The sequence below is a fragment of the Streptomyces sp. NPDC029956 genome, from assembly GCF_055574655.1.
The window spans coordinates 54,431-71,951 of sequence record NZ_JBVHZJ010000010.1 but is presented as its reverse complement, the minus strand read 5'-3'; the positions used below and the strand labels follow the sequence as shown (position 1 = coordinate 71,951).

The 17,521-nt window shown below is 69.0% G+C and carries 17 protein-coding genes and 1 tRNA gene; 7 read left to right on the top strand and 11 right to left on the bottom strand.

Features of this window, described 5'->3' with window-relative positions; genetic code table 11:
- Positions 1 to 285: 285 nt before the first annotated feature.
- Both ACZ4XX_RS10630 and ACZ4XX_RS10625 read right to left on the bottom strand, forming a co-directional pair.
- Positions 286 to 963 (bottom strand): PASTA domain-containing protein, encoded by a 678-nt coding sequence (locus ACZ4XX_RS10630; RefSeq protein ID WP_468507558.1) that lies wholly within the window; start codon positions 961 to 963, stop codon positions 286 to 288.
- Between the two features lie 492 nt (positions 964 to 1,455).
- On the bottom strand, positions 1,456 to 1,635 hold the full coding sequence (locus ACZ4XX_RS10625; protein WP_468507557.1) for a hypothetical protein: 180 nt from the start codon (positions 1,633 to 1,635) through the stop codon (positions 1,456 to 1,458).
- Positions 1,636 to 2,237: 602 nt separating this feature from the next.
- Here ACZ4XX_RS10625 and ACZ4XX_RS10620 point away from each other — a divergent pair.
- The 3 genes from ACZ4XX_RS10620 (at position 2,238) to ACZ4XX_RS10610 (ending at position 5,146) form a co-directional block, all read left to right on the top strand.
- On the top strand, positions 2,238 to 2,417 hold the full coding sequence (locus tag ACZ4XX_RS10620) for a hypothetical protein (RefSeq protein WP_468507556.1): 180 nt from the start codon (positions 2,238 to 2,240) through the stop codon (positions 2,415 to 2,417).
- 335 nt (positions 2,418 to 2,752) lie between these two features.
- Positions 2,753 to 4,522, top strand: a complete 1,770-nt coding sequence (locus ACZ4XX_RS10615) for a phosphorothioated DNA-binding restriction endonuclease family protein (RefSeq protein ID WP_468507555.1) — start codon at positions 2,753 to 2,755, stop codon at positions 4,520 to 4,522.
- A 156-nt stretch (positions 4,523 to 4,678) separates the two neighbouring features.
- Positions 4,679 to 5,146 carry a DUF4240 domain-containing protein gene (locus ACZ4XX_RS10610; RefSeq protein ID WP_468507677.1) on the top strand — a complete coding sequence of 156 codons (468 nt, stop codon included), beginning with the start codon at positions 4,679 to 4,681 and terminating at the stop codon, positions 5,144 to 5,146.
- Between the two features lie 6 nt (positions 5,147 to 5,152).
- On the opposite strand, the gene ACZ4XX_RS10605 is transcribed toward ACZ4XX_RS10610, so the two are convergent.
- From ACZ4XX_RS10605 to ACZ4XX_RS10585, 5 genes are all read right to left on the bottom strand, one after another.
- Positions 5,153 to 5,830 (bottom strand): GntR family transcriptional regulator, encoded by a 678-nt coding sequence (locus ACZ4XX_RS10605; protein WP_468507676.1) that lies wholly within the window; start codon positions 5,828 to 5,830, stop codon positions 5,153 to 5,155.
- Between the two features lie 62 nt (positions 5,831 to 5,892).
- The gene (locus ACZ4XX_RS10600) at positions 5,893 to 6,141 is read right to left on the bottom strand and encodes a DUF7660 family protein (protein ID WP_468507554.1); all 249 of its coding nucleotides are present in this window, start codon (positions 6,139 to 6,141) and stop codon (positions 5,893 to 5,895) included.
- A gap of 81 nt (positions 6,142 to 6,222) precedes the next feature.
- The gene (locus ACZ4XX_RS10595) at positions 6,223 to 6,531 is read right to left on the bottom strand and encodes an Imm32 family immunity protein (RefSeq protein ID WP_468507553.1); all 309 of its coding nucleotides are present in this window, start codon (positions 6,529 to 6,531) and stop codon (positions 6,223 to 6,225) included.
- 174 nt (positions 6,532 to 6,705) lie between these two features.
- On the bottom strand, positions 6,706 to 7,230 hold the full coding sequence (locus ACZ4XX_RS10590; protein ID WP_468507552.1) for a HEPN domain-containing protein: 525 nt from the start codon (positions 7,228 to 7,230) through the stop codon (positions 6,706 to 6,708).
- Positions 7,227 to 8,366, bottom strand: coding sequence for a GmrSD restriction endonuclease domain-containing protein (locus tag ACZ4XX_RS10585; RefSeq protein WP_468507551.1), 1,140 nt, complete (start codon positions 8,364 to 8,366; stop codon positions 7,227 to 7,229). Before ACZ4XX_RS10585 ends, ACZ4XX_RS10590 begins: the two co-directional genes overlap by 4 nt.
- A 30-nt stretch (positions 8,367 to 8,396) precedes the next feature.
- On the opposite strand from ACZ4XX_RS10585, the gene ACZ4XX_RS10580 reads away from it, so the two are divergent.
- Positions 8,397 to 9,539 (top strand): tyrosine-type recombinase/integrase, encoded by a 1,143-nt coding sequence (locus tag ACZ4XX_RS10580; RefSeq protein ID WP_468507675.1) that lies wholly within the window; start codon positions 8,397 to 8,399, stop codon positions 9,537 to 9,539.
- A gap of 62 nt (positions 9,540 to 9,601) precedes the next feature.
- Here the strand turns inward: ACZ4XX_RS10580 and ACZ4XX_RS10575 are convergent.
- A tRNA-Val gene (locus tag ACZ4XX_RS10575) sits at positions 9,602 to 9,676 on the bottom strand.
- A gap of 177 nt (positions 9,677 to 9,853) precedes the next feature.
- Here ACZ4XX_RS10575 and ACZ4XX_RS10570 point away from each other — a divergent pair.
- The 3 genes from ACZ4XX_RS10570 to ACZ4XX_RS10560 all read left to right on the top strand — a co-directional run bounded on the left by ACZ4XX_RS10570 (position 9,854) and on the right by ACZ4XX_RS10560 (position 12,495).
- Positions 9,854 to 10,624 (top strand): DUF4097 family beta strand repeat-containing protein, encoded by a 771-nt coding sequence (locus tag ACZ4XX_RS10570; protein ID WP_468507550.1) that lies wholly within the window; start codon positions 9,854 to 9,856, stop codon positions 10,622 to 10,624.
- Between the two features lie 221 nt (positions 10,625 to 10,845).
- Complete coding sequence (locus ACZ4XX_RS10565) at positions 10,846 to 12,117, top strand: hypothetical protein (RefSeq protein ID WP_468507674.1); 1,272 nt, start codon at positions 10,846 to 10,848, stop codon at positions 12,115 to 12,117.
- 159 nt (positions 12,118 to 12,276) lie between these two features.
- Positions 12,277 to 12,495 (top strand): FmdB family zinc ribbon protein, encoded by a 219-nt coding sequence (locus tag ACZ4XX_RS10560; protein WP_229314900.1) that lies wholly within the window; start codon positions 12,277 to 12,279, stop codon positions 12,493 to 12,495.
- A 10-nt stretch (positions 12,496 to 12,505) separates the two neighbouring features.
- On the opposite strand, the gene ACZ4XX_RS10555 is transcribed toward ACZ4XX_RS10560, so the two are convergent.
- The 3 genes from ACZ4XX_RS10555 to ACZ4XX_RS10545 all read right to left on the bottom strand — a co-directional run bounded on the left by ACZ4XX_RS10555 (position 12,506) and on the right by ACZ4XX_RS10545 (position 17,514).
- Positions 12,506 to 13,303 (bottom strand): HAD family hydrolase, encoded by a 798-nt coding sequence (locus tag ACZ4XX_RS10555; RefSeq protein ID WP_468507673.1) that lies wholly within the window; start codon positions 13,301 to 13,303, stop codon positions 12,506 to 12,508.
- Positions 13,304 to 13,551: 248 nt separating this feature from the next.
- Complete coding sequence (locus tag ACZ4XX_RS10550) at positions 13,552 to 16,290, bottom strand: phosphoribosyltransferase (RefSeq protein WP_468507549.1); 2,739 nt, start codon at positions 16,288 to 16,290, stop codon at positions 13,552 to 13,554.
- Positions 16,291 to 16,308: 18 nt separating this feature from the next.
- Positions 16,309 to 17,514 carry an HpcH/HpaI aldolase/citrate lyase family protein gene (locus tag ACZ4XX_RS10545; RefSeq protein WP_468507548.1) on the bottom strand — a complete coding sequence of 402 codons (1,206 nt, stop codon included), beginning with the start codon at positions 17,512 to 17,514 and terminating at the stop codon, positions 16,309 to 16,311.
- Between the last annotated feature and the right edge of the window lie 7 nt (positions 17,515 to 17,521).

Below are 17,521 nucleotides of genomic sequence, written 5' to 3'. Positions count from 1 at the left end.
TCCCCGCCGGTGTGCGGTGGCGGGCGAGACCCGACCCCTCCCGCACCCGGGAACCGGCGGACGGCGATCGTGACGTCCGCTCCACGGCGCCGGACTCACCACGCCGTCGGCGATTCGGTACGTGACCCAGCGCGCCGGCTGGGCGTCTCGGAGCCCCAGGCCGAGCCCGGGGTGTCCCCCCTACCCGCACTGCCTGAGCCTGACGCGCCTGACGCGCCTGACGCGACGAAGCGGGCCCCTTCCGCCAACGGCTGAAGCGGGCCGCTTCGTCATGCCGAGCAGACCCTACGGGCAGTCCTCGTCGAACTTGACGACCGTGAATGCGACCGGCTGTCCGTTGAGCGCGGCGCCAGGCGAGGGAGTCTGGCCGCACACCTGCCAGTTGGACTCCATCAGAACCATTCGGCCGTCCGCCGTGGCGTCGGTCGCGGTGATGGACGTGCTCGAGTCGAGGGCGGCCCGAGCAGCCTTCATCGACTTCCCGGTGAAGTCCGGCATCTTCCCTCCCGCAGCGGAGGGCGCCTCACCTTCCTTCGCAGGGCACGTCTCCTCCAGCTTCACCGCTCCGAAGTCGAGAGTGGTGCTGGTGGCCGTCGTCGCGCCGGCCGGGACGCTCTGGTTGCAGACCTTCCAGTTCCGGTCGAGGGCCTGCATGCGGCCGCGGCCGAGCGCGTCATGGGAGGTGAGTCCGTAGAAGCCCCGCTCCTGCGCCGCGTCCTGGGCGGACTGCAGGCCCATGCCGACGAAGTTCGGCACGGTGGCCTTCTCGGCCTTGGCCGGCTTGCTGGTCGTCGGAGGGACCGTAGTCGGAGCGGGCGTTGTCGGAGCGGGCGTTGTCGGAGCCGCGGGTGACGTTGGCGGGGTGCCAGTGGCGGGGGCCTTGGCGTCGTCGGCCGGCTGGCAGGCGACGGCGCCGCCCAGCATGACGCAGAGCAGGACGGTAGAGGTGATGCGGGTACGCACGGGTTCCCCCCGAATGGTGCTGGTACAGGCCGGTCACGGTAGAGCATGGTGAACAATGCGTGAATGATGTTCACCGGTCCGTGACCTTCACTGCGGAATCACTGACACCGCAGCCATTTCCCGCCACACCTCTACCCCATGGCCGGATTCGGGTGCATGCTGTCGGCACGGCCTCCCCGCCACCCCCGTCGGGGGATCCGCCACGGCCCCGCCCGCTGCTGCGGCAGGCGGGGCCGCGCGCTGCTGTTCACGCCGCCTCGTACCGGTGGGCCCGGGCGCTACGGGTAGCGACCGGCGGGCGGCCTGTTCGCGGAATCCGCCGAGCTCGGGGTCGATCCAGCGCTCGGTCTGTGCTCCCGGCATCGTGGGCAGCCAGGGCCGTCCAGCAGAGCTGCCCGGCAAGAACCAGTCGACCCTCAGCCGATCGCTCCACACCCGGCCGGTCAGCAGCTTCCCCATGCCGACCACCGGCCCGGTGGCGCGCCCCCGGCCCTAAGCAGCAAGCTCCTGCTCGGCGCCCGTCGCCTCGGCCCACGCCGCCACGAGTACCTGATAGATCCGCTGCTCGTCGGACGTCAGCGAGCGGTGCTGCTCGCCGGCGCGGACCCACAGGGTGCGGATGGCGTCGTTCAGGGCCTCGGGGCTCGGTGTCTCTCCGTGTCGATCGGGCATGCGTCCAAGGCTAGGCCCGGGGGCTGACAAAGCAGGCACCATTCGAGCGTGCGTTCCGCCACGCTCCCGGGCCGGAGAATCGCGCCCTCGCCGGGGGCGCACAGGGGAAACCAGAAGACCCAGACCGAGCAATGCTCTGACCTGGGCCTTCTTTGACCTTTGGCAAGGTCGACGCGGTGGGCGCGGACGGTTTCGAACCGCCGACATCTGCTTTCTAAGCCTGGCGCCACGCGTGGATACGTCCTCGCTGGTCGTCGCGCGTGCCAGGCAACGAGTCTCTCGACGGGCGTTTGCCCCGCGAGGGGCTCCGAGTGTCCGTGGTTGACCGCTCGATCTGGCACAGATCTGGCACGAGAGCGCGCCGCGGCCAGGGGGGGGCAGTCGTGCCGCAAAGCTGGTACGCGGATGCCAGGGCCGAGGTCGGTAGAAGCCGCCAACAACTGGGCTGCCGCTTGTAGCTCGCGTTCCCATGCCGGGAGATCGTCCGGTTCCATCCATTCGCTGTACTCCGCTGCAACAGAGAGGAACTGCATCTCCTCCTGGGTGCGTGCTGTGACGGTCATCGAAAGGCCGTCGCCCACTTCCTTGGGGATCAGCGCGCCTTGCACGAGACCGAACGCGAGGCTCACGAGGAGACGTCGGCCAGCCGTCTCCTCGTCAGGAAGAGGCACATCGAGCTCACTCAGCGCCTGGAGGTACAGCTCGCGGACCTCGGTCGCATCGCTCCGGCTCGGCAGGCCGGCCAGCTCACGCAGGGCAGGAGAGTCGCGCCCGTCAACTAGCGCGTGCGCAGCGATCAACGGGAGATCCTCAGGGCGGAGCACCTCCGCCACGTACTGCCAAGCACTGTCCTGCAACCGGTCCACGACGGCCATCGTGGAGGGTGTGAGGCGTTTTGGCCAGCAGATTGCCATTGGTTCGGAGGCCTCAGCGACTTGCCTGCACACGGCTCCGGAGGCCCCATGCGGCTCGCCTGCCTCCGCTGGTCACACGGTCGCCTGCCCCCGCCCGGCAACCGCCGTCCACAAATAGTTCACGCCTGAAAGGAGCAAGGGCTCCCCCGCCTGGCAAGATCAGGAAAGCAGGATGGTGCAGCAGGGGAGGCCCAGTGGGAAGCTTGCGTGTCGGTGACGTGTTTCGGTCGGCCCAGAACAGAGACCCGTCGGTAAGGCGCATCGATGGCTACCCGAATATCCATCACGTCACAGCTTCCACGGTCCTCGCCCAGATCCAGCTCAGCAAGGGAATCAACCCGATCGCCAAGGCCAAGGCTGTCGGCGGGCGGCGCCGCCCAGCCATCCTGATCCGTTCCAGCCCGTGGAAGGCTGGTACCGCTGAGACACCTTGGCACGACGTGTTCGACCTGGACAACGGCCACGTGCGCTACTTCGGCGACCACAGGGTGGATCACACAGTGCCAGTGGGAACGACCCAAGGCAACGCAGTGCTGTTGGAGGCACTGGGGGACCATCAGGCAACTACCTCGGAAGAGCGTGCACTGGCCGCACCTATGCTGCTCTTCGCGGCGGTATCCCGGAACGGAACGCCGAAGGGATACGTCGAGTTCTGCGGCGTGGCGGTCATCGAAGATGCCGAGCAGATCGATCAGGAGGCGGAGGGAAGGCCCTTCCCCAACTACCGCTATGACCTCTCCGTCCTGGACCTGACCGCAGAAGACAATCAGGTCGATTGGGCTTGGATCGAGGACCGCGGAAGCCCAGGGTTGTCGGCTACAGATGCGCTCACGCGCGCTCCTCGCTCCTGGCGTCAGTGGGTCGAGCAGGGGCATGCCGCCTTGCCGATGTTGCGACGGCAGACCACGCGCGGGGCCAGTAACTCAGGCTGGCACTCGGAGGACGACGACCGCGGCTCCATGACCCTATTTCCCGTCCCCCGCCGACCGGACGACTCAGCTTCAGCCCCTTCTGCGCCAACCGGGTCGCTGGAGAATATGACGGTCAGCGAGCTCATGGACAGGTTGAGAAGCCTCAAAGTCCACCAGAGGAACGGCCAGCAGAGCAGGCACAAGCCACTTGCCTTGCTGTGGGGCATCTCCCGCGTGGCTACGGGAAAGCCTTCCTTTGCACCATGGCGCCAGTTCCGCGATGAGGTGGGAGGGCTGTTGGCCGAGTTCGGCCTTCCAGACTCTTCTGTGACCCCTGAGTATCCGTTCTGGCACCTGCGGACGAGCCAACTGTGGGATGTGCATGGTGTGCCAGCCGAGCAGGCCACCAAGGTGCATGCGGCAACGTTCGACAGGTTGAACCCCGAGGGAGGAATAGTCGGGCGGGCCGAGCGGCTGCTGAGCGATCTGTGCGTGCGGTCGGAAGCGATCGCCGTGCTGCGGGAGACTTACCTTGCCGACATAGACCAGCACGCCCTGATGCAACGGCTGGGATTGGCCGGCTACGAGAGGGCCAGCGGCGTCGGCGACTTCACAGAAGACCAGGGGACGGAAGCCAGTCCCGCCGCACGGCGTACGGTCGCCGCATCTCGTATCGTCCGCGACGCCGATTTGGCGGCCAAGGCGAAGAAGCTGCACGCCGACCGATGTCAGGTCTGCGGCCTACAGTTGCCCACGCGGTTCGGCACCTACAGCGAAGCCGCCCACATCCGCGGCCTGGGCCGTCCCCATAACGGTCCCGACGAGTTGCCAAACCTACTGGTGCTGTGCCCGAACCATCATGTCCAGTTCGACACATTGGCGATCTACGTCGACCCGGACGGCATCGTTCGCATGACTGCCGACGGCAGCCGCATAGGCGAGCTCCGGCCGCATCCCGCTCACCAGATCAACGCGGCACACCTTCGCTACCACCGCGCACTGTGCGGCAGGGACACGACTGGCCAACGCCTCGCTCCGCTCGATCGAGAACCGTCACCATAGGTGTGACCACCGCTTTAGGAGTTCGGTTGTGGGGTCCTGGCCGGGGGCGGGGCGCTGCTGACGGTTGCTGCGGTTGGCCGGGTGCGACCGCCCCGTCCGCCGTCGTTGATGTCAGCCGTGGATGTCAGACCGGCCTGACATCCTGCGCCCGTGAGAATGACATGGGCCGACTTCTGGGCACTGATAGCCACCCTGAACGGCGAAGCGACTGAAGAGAGCTGCCAGCGCCTCGCCGAGGAGCTGAGCCGCCGTCCCGTCTCCGACATCGTCGGCTTCGCGGAACGGCATGCCGAGGCGCTCTACCGCCTGGATCAGGAAAAGTTCGGCACTCTGCCGGTGGTCGACCTGACGGCCCGGTTCGGCAGCCCGTTCCCGCAATCATCCGACGTGTTCCTGTACGCGCGTTGCGCTGTGGTGGCCGCGGGTCAGGCCGTGTGGGAGAGCGTCTTCTTCGACGCCGACAAGTTCACGCCGTACACCTCAAGCGAGCGGGACGGCGAATGGCTGCTGTACGTGCCGGACACGGCGTACGAGCTGGCCACCGGCGAGGAGTGGGACCGCTCGACCCGGTACTGCGTCGAGAGCTACTCCAACCGGGACGGTTGGCCAGACCTGCGGGACTGAGTCGAGCTACCGCTTGATCGGGATCTCGTAGACGATCTCGCAGTGGGCGGCGGGCACGATGATGTCGGCCGTCTCGACGGGACGGCCCTCGTCGCTGTAGTACGTCCGCCGGATGTGCGGGACGAGTGCGGCCTTCTGGATCCCGAGGAGTGACGCCTCTTCGGCGGTGGCCTGCCGCGGTTCGGGCTGCTCGACGGCGTGGCCGACCGTGACGCCGATCTCGGCCATGCGGTTCACGACGCCGGCGCCAGCGTGCGGCCCGCCCTCGGGAAGGACGACGAGGGTCCCGCCGGTGAGGTCGTACGGCTCCCAGCTCGTTGACAGCTGCACGGGCCGTCCGTCGGCGAGGAACTCGTACACGGTCCGGACGCACAGCTCACCCTCACCGATCCCAAGCCGCGCAGCAATCTCCGCCGGCGCGGGCACCTTGGCATCGGTCCGGCTCTCCCAGCCGCCGTTTCGCCCCACGGCCCTCATGTCGGCCCGGAACGGCGACCCGTCAGGCTGCTCGCGCGCCGCGGATCGAACCATCCGCACCCGCTGCCGGGGCTCGGCCACGTAGGTCCCGGACCCGGCTCGCCCCTCCAGCACACCCTGCGAGATCAACAGCTCCTGGGCGCGGCGAACGACGTTCTCGCCTACCCCGCACTCCTGGCCGATCTGGGCCCGAAAATGAAAGAGCAGCCCCGGATCTCATGCGGGGCTGCTCTGCTTGGGTTGGTGCCCTGACCGTGTGAGACCTGTGACTACTCGTACGTGGTCGCCGCTTGGAGAGCTTGAGCGAAGACGCGCCAGTCACCATTGGTCGGCAGCTCGCGGCCGGTGTTGCGGTACCAACCGTCCGCGTCGTCAACCCATGCGGCCAATGCCTCCAGGAACCCAGCAAGGTCCACGTTGTCCCATGACTCGCCGCCGTCGACATAGCTGCGGTGCAGAGAGCGGACGAAGGACGCCAGATCCTCTCTGCTGACGACGTGATCAGGAGAAGTGGTCATGCGCGGCACCCTACTTGGCATGCCGCATCCCGCCCTAGGGCGATCACCTCCACCCACCAAGGGGCTTACGCGCTGAAGGCGCTACTCCTGGTCGCTCCGCTCCAGCACCAAGCCGACGGAGCCGTCCTCCAGCCCGTTTCTGTCTTCGAGGTGGAGGTGCGCTCCGTCGGAGATACCGTCGCCGGCCAGTACGAGCAGGTGCCCAGCCAGCGTCCTGAGGCCTGCGGCATTCGCCTCGATGACAACCTCGCCCCCAAGGTTCCGAACCTCGATCCGTGAGTCCGCGTCCCACGTAAAAATGAGTGCGGCACCATCCGTCACCGTGACGTGAGTGCTCTCGATTGGGCCATGGACGGGTCCGGAAGTCATGGTGACCAGGATGCCGCTCACGACACACGGCTCCGGAGGCCCCGTGCGCCTGAGGCGTCTGCACAGGTCAGCGGCCTACGAGCGCGTGGCCAAGCCTCGTCAGTCCACGAGTAGGCCGCACGTCCTCGCTCATACCTCGACGCTAGGTGTCATGGCGCGTTCCGCAAGTCGGCGGCGAATCAAAGGGGGTTCAGCTTACTGGCGGGTGCCATTGGAGTTAACCTCGCCAAATCGCAGCATTAGCCAGTCGACTATCAATTCGGCTAGCTCGAAATATTCCCACGCCTGTTGCCTTGACATGCCCTGATGCTTTCCATGAGCTACGTCATTGCGAATTCCGATGAGTGCATTAAGGCTAGCCCGCCTCTCCTCCCTGGAAAGCATTTCTTCGAGTTCGACACCCCAAGTTTGATTGAATCTCTTCACGAGTTTCACGAGAGCGTCTGAACTCAAGTTCGGCATTCGGTCAAGCCACGAGTGGGCGAAGGACTGGACCTCCCCCCAAGCGTTTCGCGAGCAATAGTCGCGCAGAATGACCTGAGTCGCCTGTTCCAAGAATCCTGAAACTCGTACGCACAGGTACCTGCCCAGATCGCTGGCGATTTCAAAGTCGTCAATATTTCGGGGGTCTGCGCGGATGTATAGATCTTCGACGGATTTCTTAAGCCTGTCCACTTGGACGCGGGCCGCAGTGGAATGGGAAGCTTTCTTTCGCGTCATTGGATCTTCCCGAAGGCCTCTTTCGCCAGGGAGAGGCGTCGCGAAACCCGGTCCTCGTCGGCGGTGGCTCGAGCGATGGCGCTGGTGAAATCGGGATTGGCGAGGAGCTCTGCGCGAACCTGGATCAGGCGATCCGTATCGCGGATGGGGCCACGCTTCAAACGGTGGGTAAGGCCTACCAGCATCGCGTCTGCGAATGCGGCGTTAACTTGACTCTCGGCCCGCAAGGCCTTCCTCCCCAGCGCTGCACTTGCCACGTCGCAAGTCGCATGAAACGTCCTGCGAAGGTCTTCCCTGGAAAGCCCCTCCAAGTCGCGATGAGCGGAAAGGAACTCATTAAGGAAGACTTTAAGTGGTCGCCTGTAATTGTCTTCTTCCTCCAGGAAAGCCAAGAACCGTAGGATTAGCTCCTGATCTTTAAGCCTTTCGGAGGTCGGGCCATAGATATCACGCCAACCTGGATAGCTGTTCAGCTCCCTCAAGAGCTCTACCAGCTCCCCATGAAAAAGGGCCACGCGAATCTCTTGCGGGTAGAGATTCGTTCCGCCGGTGTTCAACCTCTCGAACAGGGAATAGACACTCTCATCCCCCCCGAGGCCGCGATTGTACTTTACAACAGTAGCGTGAATGAAGGTGTTATCCAAAAGCCTCCTCTGTTCATCGTCCAACGTTCCGTAAGTGAGGCCCTTGAATTCTTGACTGACGTTGTCTAGGCGAAAGGATTCCCCCCTTACATACTCGCCACTAAAGAACTTCTGGAGCGTCCTCAAGCGTTGCTGACCGTCCAGTACCAGGAGTTGTTTGTTTGACTGCTGAACGAGAAAAATTCCCGGAACGGGGAAGCCGAGAAGGAGCGATTCGATAAATCGATCCATCTGAGTCTTCTTCCATACGAACTTTCTCTGGAATCCAGAAAGGTCAGACTCAGAGTCAGCCACAGGGTCGAAGTTCGGGACGACAATGTCCTTCTGGTTCAGTCGGCGAACCAGACCGTGGACGTCGAAGTCCGTACCGAAGTACGAGAGGGGCTCGAGATCTGGAATCGCGGTGTCTCGCTCCTCCTCGTCCTGTGCCTCCTCGATCGACAACTCGAGCTGTTCGGTGACTCGGTCCGGGCCTACCTCGTCCGCCGGCATGGTGCCTCCTTCGCCTCGTGGAACCGCCCCATCTCGGATCGTTGGACGCCTCCGAGTGGCAACTTACCTGTCAGGGACGGAGGTCGGGTTGCCTATGCCGAGGTCAGCGGAGCGACCTCGGCTGGCACTCGGAAAAGGAAGACGGTGTACGGGGCCACGTGGGAGGAGTGCGACGCCAAGCGGCAGGAACTCGTCCTGCGGGACCGCCAGGGCATCCCGACCCCGACCCGCTCGGCCAGGCTCTCCGAGTGGCTGCGGTACTGGCTGGAGCAGTTCGTCAAGGACGATCGTAAGAGGACGACGTACGCCAAGTACGAGACCCACGTCCGCCTTTACCTGATCCCCAACATCGGGACCAAGCGTCTGGAGAACCTGGGGGCGGCCGACGTACGCCGAATGCTCGCCGCCGTCTCGGCCAAGGCGTCGCCGGCCACGGCCAAGGAGTCGCACCGAGTCCTGCGCAGCGCGCTCAGCGCCGCCTGCCGGGAGGAACTGATCAGCCGGAACGTGGTCAAGCTCGTACCGGCCCCGCGGGTGGAGCAGCGGGAGCTGAAGCCGTGGGACCTGGAGCAGACGACGACCTTCCTGGAGGCAGCGAGGGGGGATGCGCTGTACGCAGCGTTCGTCCTGGCCGTGGCCCTCGGGCTGCGCCGCGGGGAGGTGCTCGGGCTGCGCTGGTCGGACATCGACCTGGACCGTCGGACCCTCACCGTGCGGAACCAGATCCAGCGGGTGCAGAAGGAGCTGTACGCGGACTCCACGAAGAACCGCCGGAGCCGCGTCATCCCTCTCCCCCTCATGTGCGTGCCGCCGCTTCGCTGGCAACGTCTCCGGCAGGCCGCGCGACGGGGTGTGGCGGGGCAGGACTGGCAGGACAGTGACTACGTCTTCACGACGCGTACCGGTCGCACGGTCGAGCCGATGAACCTGAGCCGTTCGTTCCAGCGCATTGCGGCAGGGGCAGGGCTCCCCCGGATCCGGCTGCACGACGCCCGGCACGGGTGCGCGACGCTCCTGTTCGCCGCAGGAGTACCGGCGCGGGTCGTGATGGAGATCCTGGGGCACTCGCAGATCGCCGTCACGATGAACATCTACACGCACGTCTCCGACGAGCGTCGGAGGGAGGCGATGGGGCACATGGACCGGCTGCTCCGCCGGCGCCGTCCCGAGTGAGACTGCCGTCAGCCTGTACCGTCAAAGGCCCCCGCAGCGATGTGCTGCGGGGGCCTTTGTGCTGGTGGGCGCGGACGGTTTCGAACCGCCGACATCTGCTTTGTAAGAGCAGCGCTCTACCCCTGAGCTACGCACCCGTGGAAGAGGCAACAGCCTACATGGCGCATGGGTGGGTGCTGCAAACCGATACCTGTCGGTGGGGGGATAGCCCCACCCCCGGGACGGTGGGTCGCCGGATCGTGACGGCGGGTGGTGGGGTCGTACGGTCTGGGGACTGTCCGCGTTTCTGGGTTTCTTGTGGGGGTCTCGGCGTCATGGCTGCTGTCCGTCGTCCGTTCCGGGTCTTGCTCGCCTCCGGTGGAGTGCTGGTCGCCTCTCTCGCGCTCGCCGGGTGCGGCTCGACCGATGTCGAGGGGGCGCCCGTGGAGCGGAAGACGTTCGCCTTCGGCGGCAGCGCGCTCACCGTCGACTCCGACGACTCCGAGCTCGTCATCACCCCCGCCGACATCGACGACGTGCGCGTCGAGCGTCAGGTCGACGGGTGGGTGTTCATGGGGTCGGGGCCCGAGCCCGAGTGGAAGCTCGTCGACGGGAAGCTGACCCTGCGGGTCAACTGCGACGGCGTCTCCTCCAACTGTGACGCCGTCCACCGGATCCAGGTCCCCCGCGACGTCGCCGTCACCGTCGACAACGACAACGGGCGCATCACCGCCGACGGCTTCGCCACCCCCATGAAGGTGCGCTCCGACAACGGGGACGTGCGTGTGCGCAAGGCCGGCGGAGCGCTGGACCTGGGCACCGACAACGGCGACGTCACCGTCGAGCCCGGTGCCACCGCCCCCGAGGTCCTCGCCCGGTCCGACAACGGCGACGTACGCATCGCCCTCGGTTCCGTCCCCCGCCGCGTCGACGTCGTCACCGACAACGGCGACGTCCACGTCTCCGTGCCCGCCGCCGAGTACGAGGTGACCGGCGCCAGCGACAACGGCGACGTCCGGATCGACGTCCCCCGCCGCGACGAGAGCGAGCACTCCGTGAGCGTCCGCAGTGACAACGGTGACGTCTCCGTCCTCACGGCGAACTGACCGGCCCGTGTGTTCGTCCTTACCGGGTGGGAGAATGAACCGGACCGGGCACGGCGGACACAGCACGGGAGAGGTACGTGGCGGCGAGCGACGCGAGGGGGGCGAGCGGCGTCCGGCGTCGTGACGCGCCAAGCCGGGGGCAGACCCGATCCGACAACGGCCCGGGGCCGGGGATTTCCGGGCTCCGGCTCGCCCTCGCCCTTCCGCTGCTCGTCGGCGCGATGCTGCCGCACGCCTTCGCCGGCGGCGGCACCCGCCGCTGGTTCGGCGGCCGCGGTGAGAGCCAGCGCGCCGAGGCCCAGGCCGCGAAGGACGCTGCCGCCTCCGCCTTCTACGAGCTCGACACCGCCCAGCGCGGGCTCCGCATCTCCATCGAGACCATCACCGCCGTCGACAGCTCCCCCGAGACGCGCCGCGCCGTCGAGGGCTTCGAGGCCCTCGGGCGCCGTATCGACGAGGTCAGCCACACCTACATCAGCGCCGTCGACGCCCACGACCTCGACCGCGACGAGCTCGACGCCGCGACCGCCGGCCGGGCCCGCGCCGAACTGACCCGCGCCAAGGACGAGCTGGACCGTGTGAAGGGCGAGCTCGACCGGTTCGAAGCGGGGCTCGCCCCGCTGCTCGGGCAGGCCGAGACCCAGCTCGCCCGCCTCGCCCCCGCCGTCGAGCGGGCCCGGCAGGCCCTGCGCGGCGCGAGCGGCGCCCTCGACTCCGTACGGGAGAGCGGGCTGCGCGCCGACGACCTCGCGGCCCGGCTCGCCGCCCTCGGGCCCGAACTCACCCGGCTCAACGAGGGCGCCGGCCGCCACGGCGTCCCCGAGACCCTCCAGCGCGCCGACAAGGTGCTGCGCGACGCCGAGGCCGTACGGGCCGAGGCCGAGCGGCTCCCCGAACGGGCCGCCGAGATCGACCGGCGCCTCGTCTCCCTCCGTACCCGCACCGAAGCCCTCACCACGCGCACCGGTGGCGTCGAGCCGATCCTCTCCGAGCTGCGGCGGCGCTTCACCGCGCCCTGCTGGCAGGACCTCCAGCACGTCCCCGAGCAGGCCGCCGCCACGCTCCGGCAGGCCGAGGAGCGGCTCGCCGAAGCCGGACGGGCGCGCGCCGAGCAGCGCTGGCCGGACGCGACCTCGCTGCTCTCCACCCTCCGCGCGCTGCTCGACTCCACCGACGAGGCCGTCTCCGCCGCCGGCGACCGGCTGCGCCGCCTCGACGCCGTCGCCAAGGACCCCAAGGCGGAGATCGACCGCGCCCGGTTCGCGGTACGCGACGCCCAGCGCCTCGCGATGGCCGGGCGCAACACCCCCGACCCGCGCCACGCCCGCCCCCTCGACGAGGCCGTCGCCCGGATCGACCGGGCCGTCGACACCCTGGAGGGCCGCCACCCGGACTACTGGCACTTCCTGACCGAACTGGAGGCCGTACGGGCCACGGCCGCGCACGTCGTCGGCCAGATCAGGGAGGAACGGGGCGCCGCCACCGGGCACTAGCCGGGGTCCGGGGGAGGGCTGCTGTCAGGCGGGCCCCCGGTTCGGGACCGGGGCTGCCTGGCGGGGCCGACGCTTCGAAGCCGGCGGTTCAGGGCCGTCGGCTCATGGTCGTGCCCCGTGTTCGTGTTCCTGTCCGCTCGCAGGCTCTAGCCTGTTCCCATGCCTCGTTACGAATTCCGCTGCCGGACCTGCGGCGACACCTTTGAGCTCAGCCGGCCCATGGCCGAATCCTCCGACCCGGCCTCCTGCCCCGCCGGGCACGACGACACCGTGAAGCTGCTCTCGGCCGTGGCCGTCGGCGGTTCCGCCTCCGCCGCCCCCGCGCCGAGCGGCGGCGGAGGTGGCGGAGGCTGCTGCGGCGGCGGTTGCTGCAGCTGATCCCGGTCGGCTAGACGACGGCCGCCGCCCTGAAGCGGCGCAGGATCTCCTCCCCCGCCGCGACCCCGCGTTCCGCGAGGACGTCGAGGTGGGGGGCCGTCCAGTCGCTGTCGGCGAGTTCGCCGTGGCCCGGGCGCCACGCCCGGTCCGCGGCGAGCAGCAGGTCCGCGTCGAGCAGTGAATCGCCCGCCGCCAGGGTGAGCGAGGCGCCGGTGCGGCGGGCGACCTCGCGGACGGCCGCGCTCTTCGTGAGCGGCTTCGGTACGGCGTACACCTTGCGGCCCTGGAGCGAGACCGTCCAGCCGCGCTCCCCCGCCCAGGCGCCGAAGCGCTCCAGCCAGTCCTCGGGCAGCCGTTCCCGTTCGACGACCAGGTAGGCGAACAGGTCCTCGGCGACGCGGTGCTTGCGTACCCAGGACAGGTCCGTGGTGGCCGTGAGGTAGGCCCGGACCTCGGAGAGCGGCGCGCACTCCTCGGCGAGCCTGCCCAGCACGGAGGCGTGCCAGTCGGCGTCGGTGACGCCGTCGACGAGGATGTGTCCGCCGTTGGCGCAGATCGCGTACTTCGGTGCGCTGCCCGGGAGTTGGATGCGCTGGTACTGCTTGCGCGTCCGGGTGGTGGTGGGGACGAAGACGGCTTCGTCGGTCAGTCGTTCCAGGAGCTCCGCCGCCTGCTCGGTCATGTACGAGAGCGGCTTGGACTCGTGGACCTCGACGCACAGCAGCCGGGGCGCCTGGGCGTCGGGCATGCCGAGGGCGAGGGCCGCGGACGAGTAGATGAGGGTGCGGTCGAGGTCGCTCGCGACCAGGACGGGGGCGGTACCCGCGGTCGGGACTTCGACCGGGACCGGAGTCGGGGTCGGGGCCTGGGCCGGAATCGGGGCCTTCGTCGTCGTCGTCACGCTCGTGGTCGTACCCGTCGTGTCCGTCGCACTACCCCTCGTGGCCGTCGCGTTCGTCACATCCCTCGCGTCCCGCGCGTCCCCCGCGTCCCTCGCGTCCGTCCTACCGGCGGTCGCGCTCGCCGCACCCGCCGCGCTCGTCCCGCTCTCCGTACTCACTGGGACACCACCGCCCTGCCGTCGGCGCCTGTCGCACCCCTCGTGTACTGAGGGTGTATCAGGCCGACGCAGCTGTACGGGAGTTCGTCGACCACCTCGACCGGTACGCCGCGCTGCTCGGCGAGCAGCCTGACGTGCGCGAGGTCGGCTTCGGCGCCCCGCTTGGCGAGGATCTTCCAGGGGACGCGGCGGAGCAGGACGCGGGTGGTCTCGCCGACACCCGGCTTGACCAGGTTGACGTCGTGGATGCCGTACTCCTCGCTGATCCGCTCCACGGCGGCCCAGCCCTCCCAGGTCGGGGTGCGGTCGGCGGCCAGCAGTTCCTTCACGTCGGCGTCGACGGCCGCTCCGACCTCGTCGAAGCGGGCGGCGACGGCGTCGAGGAAGGCGCGGGAGACATCCGCACCGGCCAGCTCGCGGTAGAACTTCCCGCCGTGGAAGTCGTTCGGTCCGACCAGGTCGGCGCGGAGCACCGTACGGGAGATCAGGCCGGAGACCGTGGAGTTGAGGCAGGCGGAGGGTATGAGGAAGTCCTCGCGCGTGCCGTACGTACGGACGCAGGAGCCGGGGTCGGCGAGCACCGCGATCTCCGGGTCGAAGCCGGTGACGCCTTCGGCGGCCTCGAACTCCTTGACCGCGTCCGCGAGTTCACGGGTGATGGCGCCCTTGCCTGTCCAGCCGTCGACGAACACGACGTCGGCCGGGTCGTGGTGGGCGGCGAGCCAGCGCAGCGCGTTGGCGTCGATGCCGCGGCCGCGCACGATGGAGACGGCGTAGTGGGGCAGGTCCAGGCCGTGGCGGGCCTGCGCCCAGCGGCGCATGAGGACGCCCACGGGGGTGCCGGCGCGGGCGAGCGAGACGAGGACAGGACGGTGCCCGGGCCGCTCGCGCTCCGCGAGGACGGTCTCCGTGACGGTGCCGACCGCGCGGGCGATGCGGGCCGCCGAGGTCTCCAGGGCGGCGTGGAACAGCTCCTGGTAACGGTCGCTCGGCTGGTACTCGACGGGGAGCGACTCGGCGTAGTGCGCACCGCCGCTCTGGATGGCTTCCTCGCGTTCCTCGGTGGGCGCCTCGAGCTCGACGTCCGAGAGGTCCTGGAGCAGCCAGCCGACCTCCTCGGGTGCGTACGAGGAGAAGGCGGGGCCGCGGAGGGGCTCGGGCAGCATGGAGCTCCTTTCGGGAGCTTCGGTGGCTTCGGTGGCTTCGGTGACCTCGGCGACCTCTGGTGTGGCGTCGTACGGAACGTACGGCGAGGCCGCGGGCGTGTACGAGGGGACGACGGCGAGCACGACGCGCGGGATGTGCGCGGCGAGCCGGGCGAGCAGGCCGTCCGGGGCGTGCAGGGCCGGGGTGTCGGCGGTGGAGTCGACGACGAGGACGACGGCGTCGAAGCCGGCGCCGGCCACGTTGTAGGCGTAGCGCTCGCCGGGGCCGTCGGCGGGGTCGTCGTGGGCGGGGAAGACGAGCCGGGTGCGGATCGCGTAGCCGGGGTCGTCGACGGCGAGGACGGGCGAGCGGGTGGTGGTGGAGTAGCGGACGTCGTGCCCGGCGTCCTCCAGCGCGGTGCCGAGGCGCAGGGGCGCGTACATCAGCTCCTCGAATCCGAGGACGAGGACGCGGGGCCCTGCGGGCGGCGTGGCGGGGGTGGCGGTCCGTCCGTCCGCGGCCCCACCGAGCGCTTCCTCGGCGGTCGGGCCGGGACGCTCCCCGGCGGACGAGCCGTGCTGCGCCGCCTCGAAGGACGGGACTCGCAGCGCCTCATCGGCCGGACAGGGACGCTCCTCGGCGGTCGGGCCGGGACGCTCCCCGGCGGACGGCACTCGCAGCGCCTCGTCGGCCGGTCCTCGCAGCGCCTCGGTGATCCGGCACGCCATCGCGGGCAGCGCCGCCTCCAGGCGGGCGCGCTGGTCGGGTGTGAAGCCGTGCCGCCCGCCGTCGGGGAGCCCCTCCGGCCAGTCCAGCGCCACGTGCACGTGCACGGGCCCGCGTGGGGCCGCGGCGGAGCCGGGAGCGGGCTCCGTGCCCGGCTCGTACGCCCGCTCGTGTTCCGCCACCAGCGCCTGGCCCTTCTCCAGGACCCCCTCCGGGAGGCGTACGGTGCCGGCCGCGCCGGATATCAGGTCGACGCGGGCGCCTATCTCCGCCGCGAAGGCGTCCAGGCGGCCGAGGTCGGCGGCCGAGCGCATGTCGACGAGGGCGACGACGACGTACCGGTCGCGCGGGTAGCGCTCGTGCAGGGCCCGCACGGTGTTGAGGACCGTGTTGCCGGTGGAGAACTCGTCGTCGACGAGGACCAGCGGGCCGTCGCCCGCCAGCAGCTTGGGGTCCTCGGGCAGCAGCAGGTGCGAGGTGGCGTGCGAGTGGGACTCCTCGAAACCGCCCGCGCGGGCGACTCCGGCGACCGGCCGCCGGGTGGAGTGGAGGTACGGGGCGAGCCCGAGGCCGTCGGCGACGGCGTGGCCCAGCGCGGTGGCCGTCTCGGCGTATCCGAGGACGACCGAGCGCGCGGCCTCCTCGTCACCGAGGAGCGCGCGGACGCGCCGGCCGAGGTCGAGGCCGGATCCGTAGACCACGGACGGCCGCTGCGGCACGTGCTTGCCGAGCACACTGGAGACCAGCAGATGAGCACGCTTGGGGTTGCGACGCAGAGCGAGGCCCAACAGGGCCGGTAGCGCCTCGTCGCCGATCAGTTCGACGCCCAGTCGCTCCGCGACCCACGTTCCGGTCCACACCACGTCGTCGACGTCCCTTCGTCAGCCGGCAAGTCCGGCGGTGAGCAGATCCACGAAGCCGACGTCCTCCTTGGCGACGCCGAAGAGCTCGGCGCGCAGGAGGGTGCGTTCGGCCCACGCGCGATGCGGCTTCACTTCGTTCATCTTGTTCGTGTAGGCGGAGCGGAGGACTCCGCCGCCGCCCTGTTCGGGCCGCAGGATGTCCTGGGCGTCGCTCCACTCCTCGTGGCTGACCACGGAGAGCGCGTGCACCGGCACCACATGGGTGGGGTGGATGCAGGTCTTGCCGAGCAGCCCGTTGGCGCGGTCGAGTTCGATCTCGCGCAGCAGGCCGTCGAGGTCGTGTTCGATGAGGGCCGTGCGCAGGTCCTCGGCGCGGCCTTCGAGGAAGGGGCTGCGGCGCAGCTGGGGCTTGAACATGCGCTCGCCGGGCCGGAAGTACTCCCAGACGGGTCCGGTGACGGTGAAGCCGGTGCCGTCGGAGCGGCCGAGGACGTTGACGACGTCGGCGATGACGTTCGCGACGATCTTGACGTCATAGGCGGTCATGTCGGGCGAGCGGCGCAGCCCGTAGGCGGAGCAGAAGTCGGTGACGCCGAGGCGCAGGGCGAGGACCCGGTCGCGGTACTTGTCGGTGATCGAGGCGATGCCGGCCAGGGTCTCGGCCCGGGTCTCCAGGTGGAGGAGCTCGGGGGACTCCAGGACGGGCATGGCGAAAAGACGCCGTCCGCTCGTCCGCTCGGCCAGGGCGAGCGCTTCGAGGAAGGCCTGCCCGCGTGCTTCGGTGAACTTGGGCAGTACGAATCCGGACAGCAGGCGGACCGTTTCTCCAAGCCGGGCGACGAGGTCGGTGATCTGGCGCGGATCGCGGACCCGGATGAAGAGCAGGGGCAGATCCGCGGCCGTGTCCGTGGCGGTGTCGGCGTCCGTCACGGTCCCGGCGGCACGATCGGCGAGGTCGGCGAACTGGCGTACGAGGTTGTCCTCGCCTGCCTCGACATCGGCGTCGCTGATGGAATCCTCCAGGCAGAGCACCATGGAGACCACTCCACGGGCCGCCTGCTTGCGCACGTCGTCGGCGAGCCGGGGCCGGGTGGCCGGGCTGTAGAGCGTGGCCCCCAGGGCCACGGCGAGCGTGCGCGCGGGCGAATCTGCCGTGAACACGGCCGGTTCCCGCAGGAAAAGACCGGCCCTCGTCGCGGACGGAACGTGCCCGAAATGACGCATATACGTC

Excerpts from the sequence above, each read along its gene's own strand:
- ACZ4XX_RS10625 (WP_468507557.1), bottom strand. The coding sequence starts at position 1,635 with ATGCCCGATCGACACGGAGAGACACCGAGCCCCGAGGCCCTGAACGAC.
- ACZ4XX_RS10610 (WP_468507677.1), top strand. The coding sequence starts at position 4,679 with ATGACATGGGCCGACTTCTGGGCACTGATAGCCACCCTGAACGGCGAA.
- ACZ4XX_RS10600 (WP_468507554.1), bottom strand. The coding sequence starts at position 6,141 with ATGACCACTTCTCCTGATCACGTCGTCAGCAGAGAGGATCTGGCGTCC.
- ACZ4XX_RS10590 (WP_468507552.1), bottom strand. The coding sequence starts at position 7,230 with ATGACGCGAAAGAAAGCTTCCCATTCCACTGCGGCCCGCGTCCAAGTG.
- ACZ4XX_RS10585 (WP_468507551.1), bottom strand. The coding sequence starts at position 8,366 with ATGCCGGCGGACGAGGTAGGCCCGGACCGAGTCACCGAACAGCTCGAG.
- ACZ4XX_RS10570 (WP_468507550.1), top strand. The coding sequence starts at position 9,854 with ATGGCTGCTGTCCGTCGTCCGTTCCGGGTCTTGCTCGCCTCCGGTGGA.
- ACZ4XX_RS10565 (WP_468507674.1), top strand. The coding sequence starts at position 10,846 with ATGCTGCCGCACGCCTTCGCCGGCGGCGGCACCCGCCGCTGGTTCGGC.
- ACZ4XX_RS10560 (WP_229314900.1), top strand. The coding sequence starts at position 12,277 with ATGCCTCGTTACGAATTCCGCTGCCGGACCTGCGGCGACACCTTTGAG.
- ACZ4XX_RS10545 (WP_468507548.1), bottom strand. The coding sequence starts at position 17,514 with ATGCGTCATTTCGGGCACGTTCCGTCCGCGACGAGGGCCGGTCTTTTC.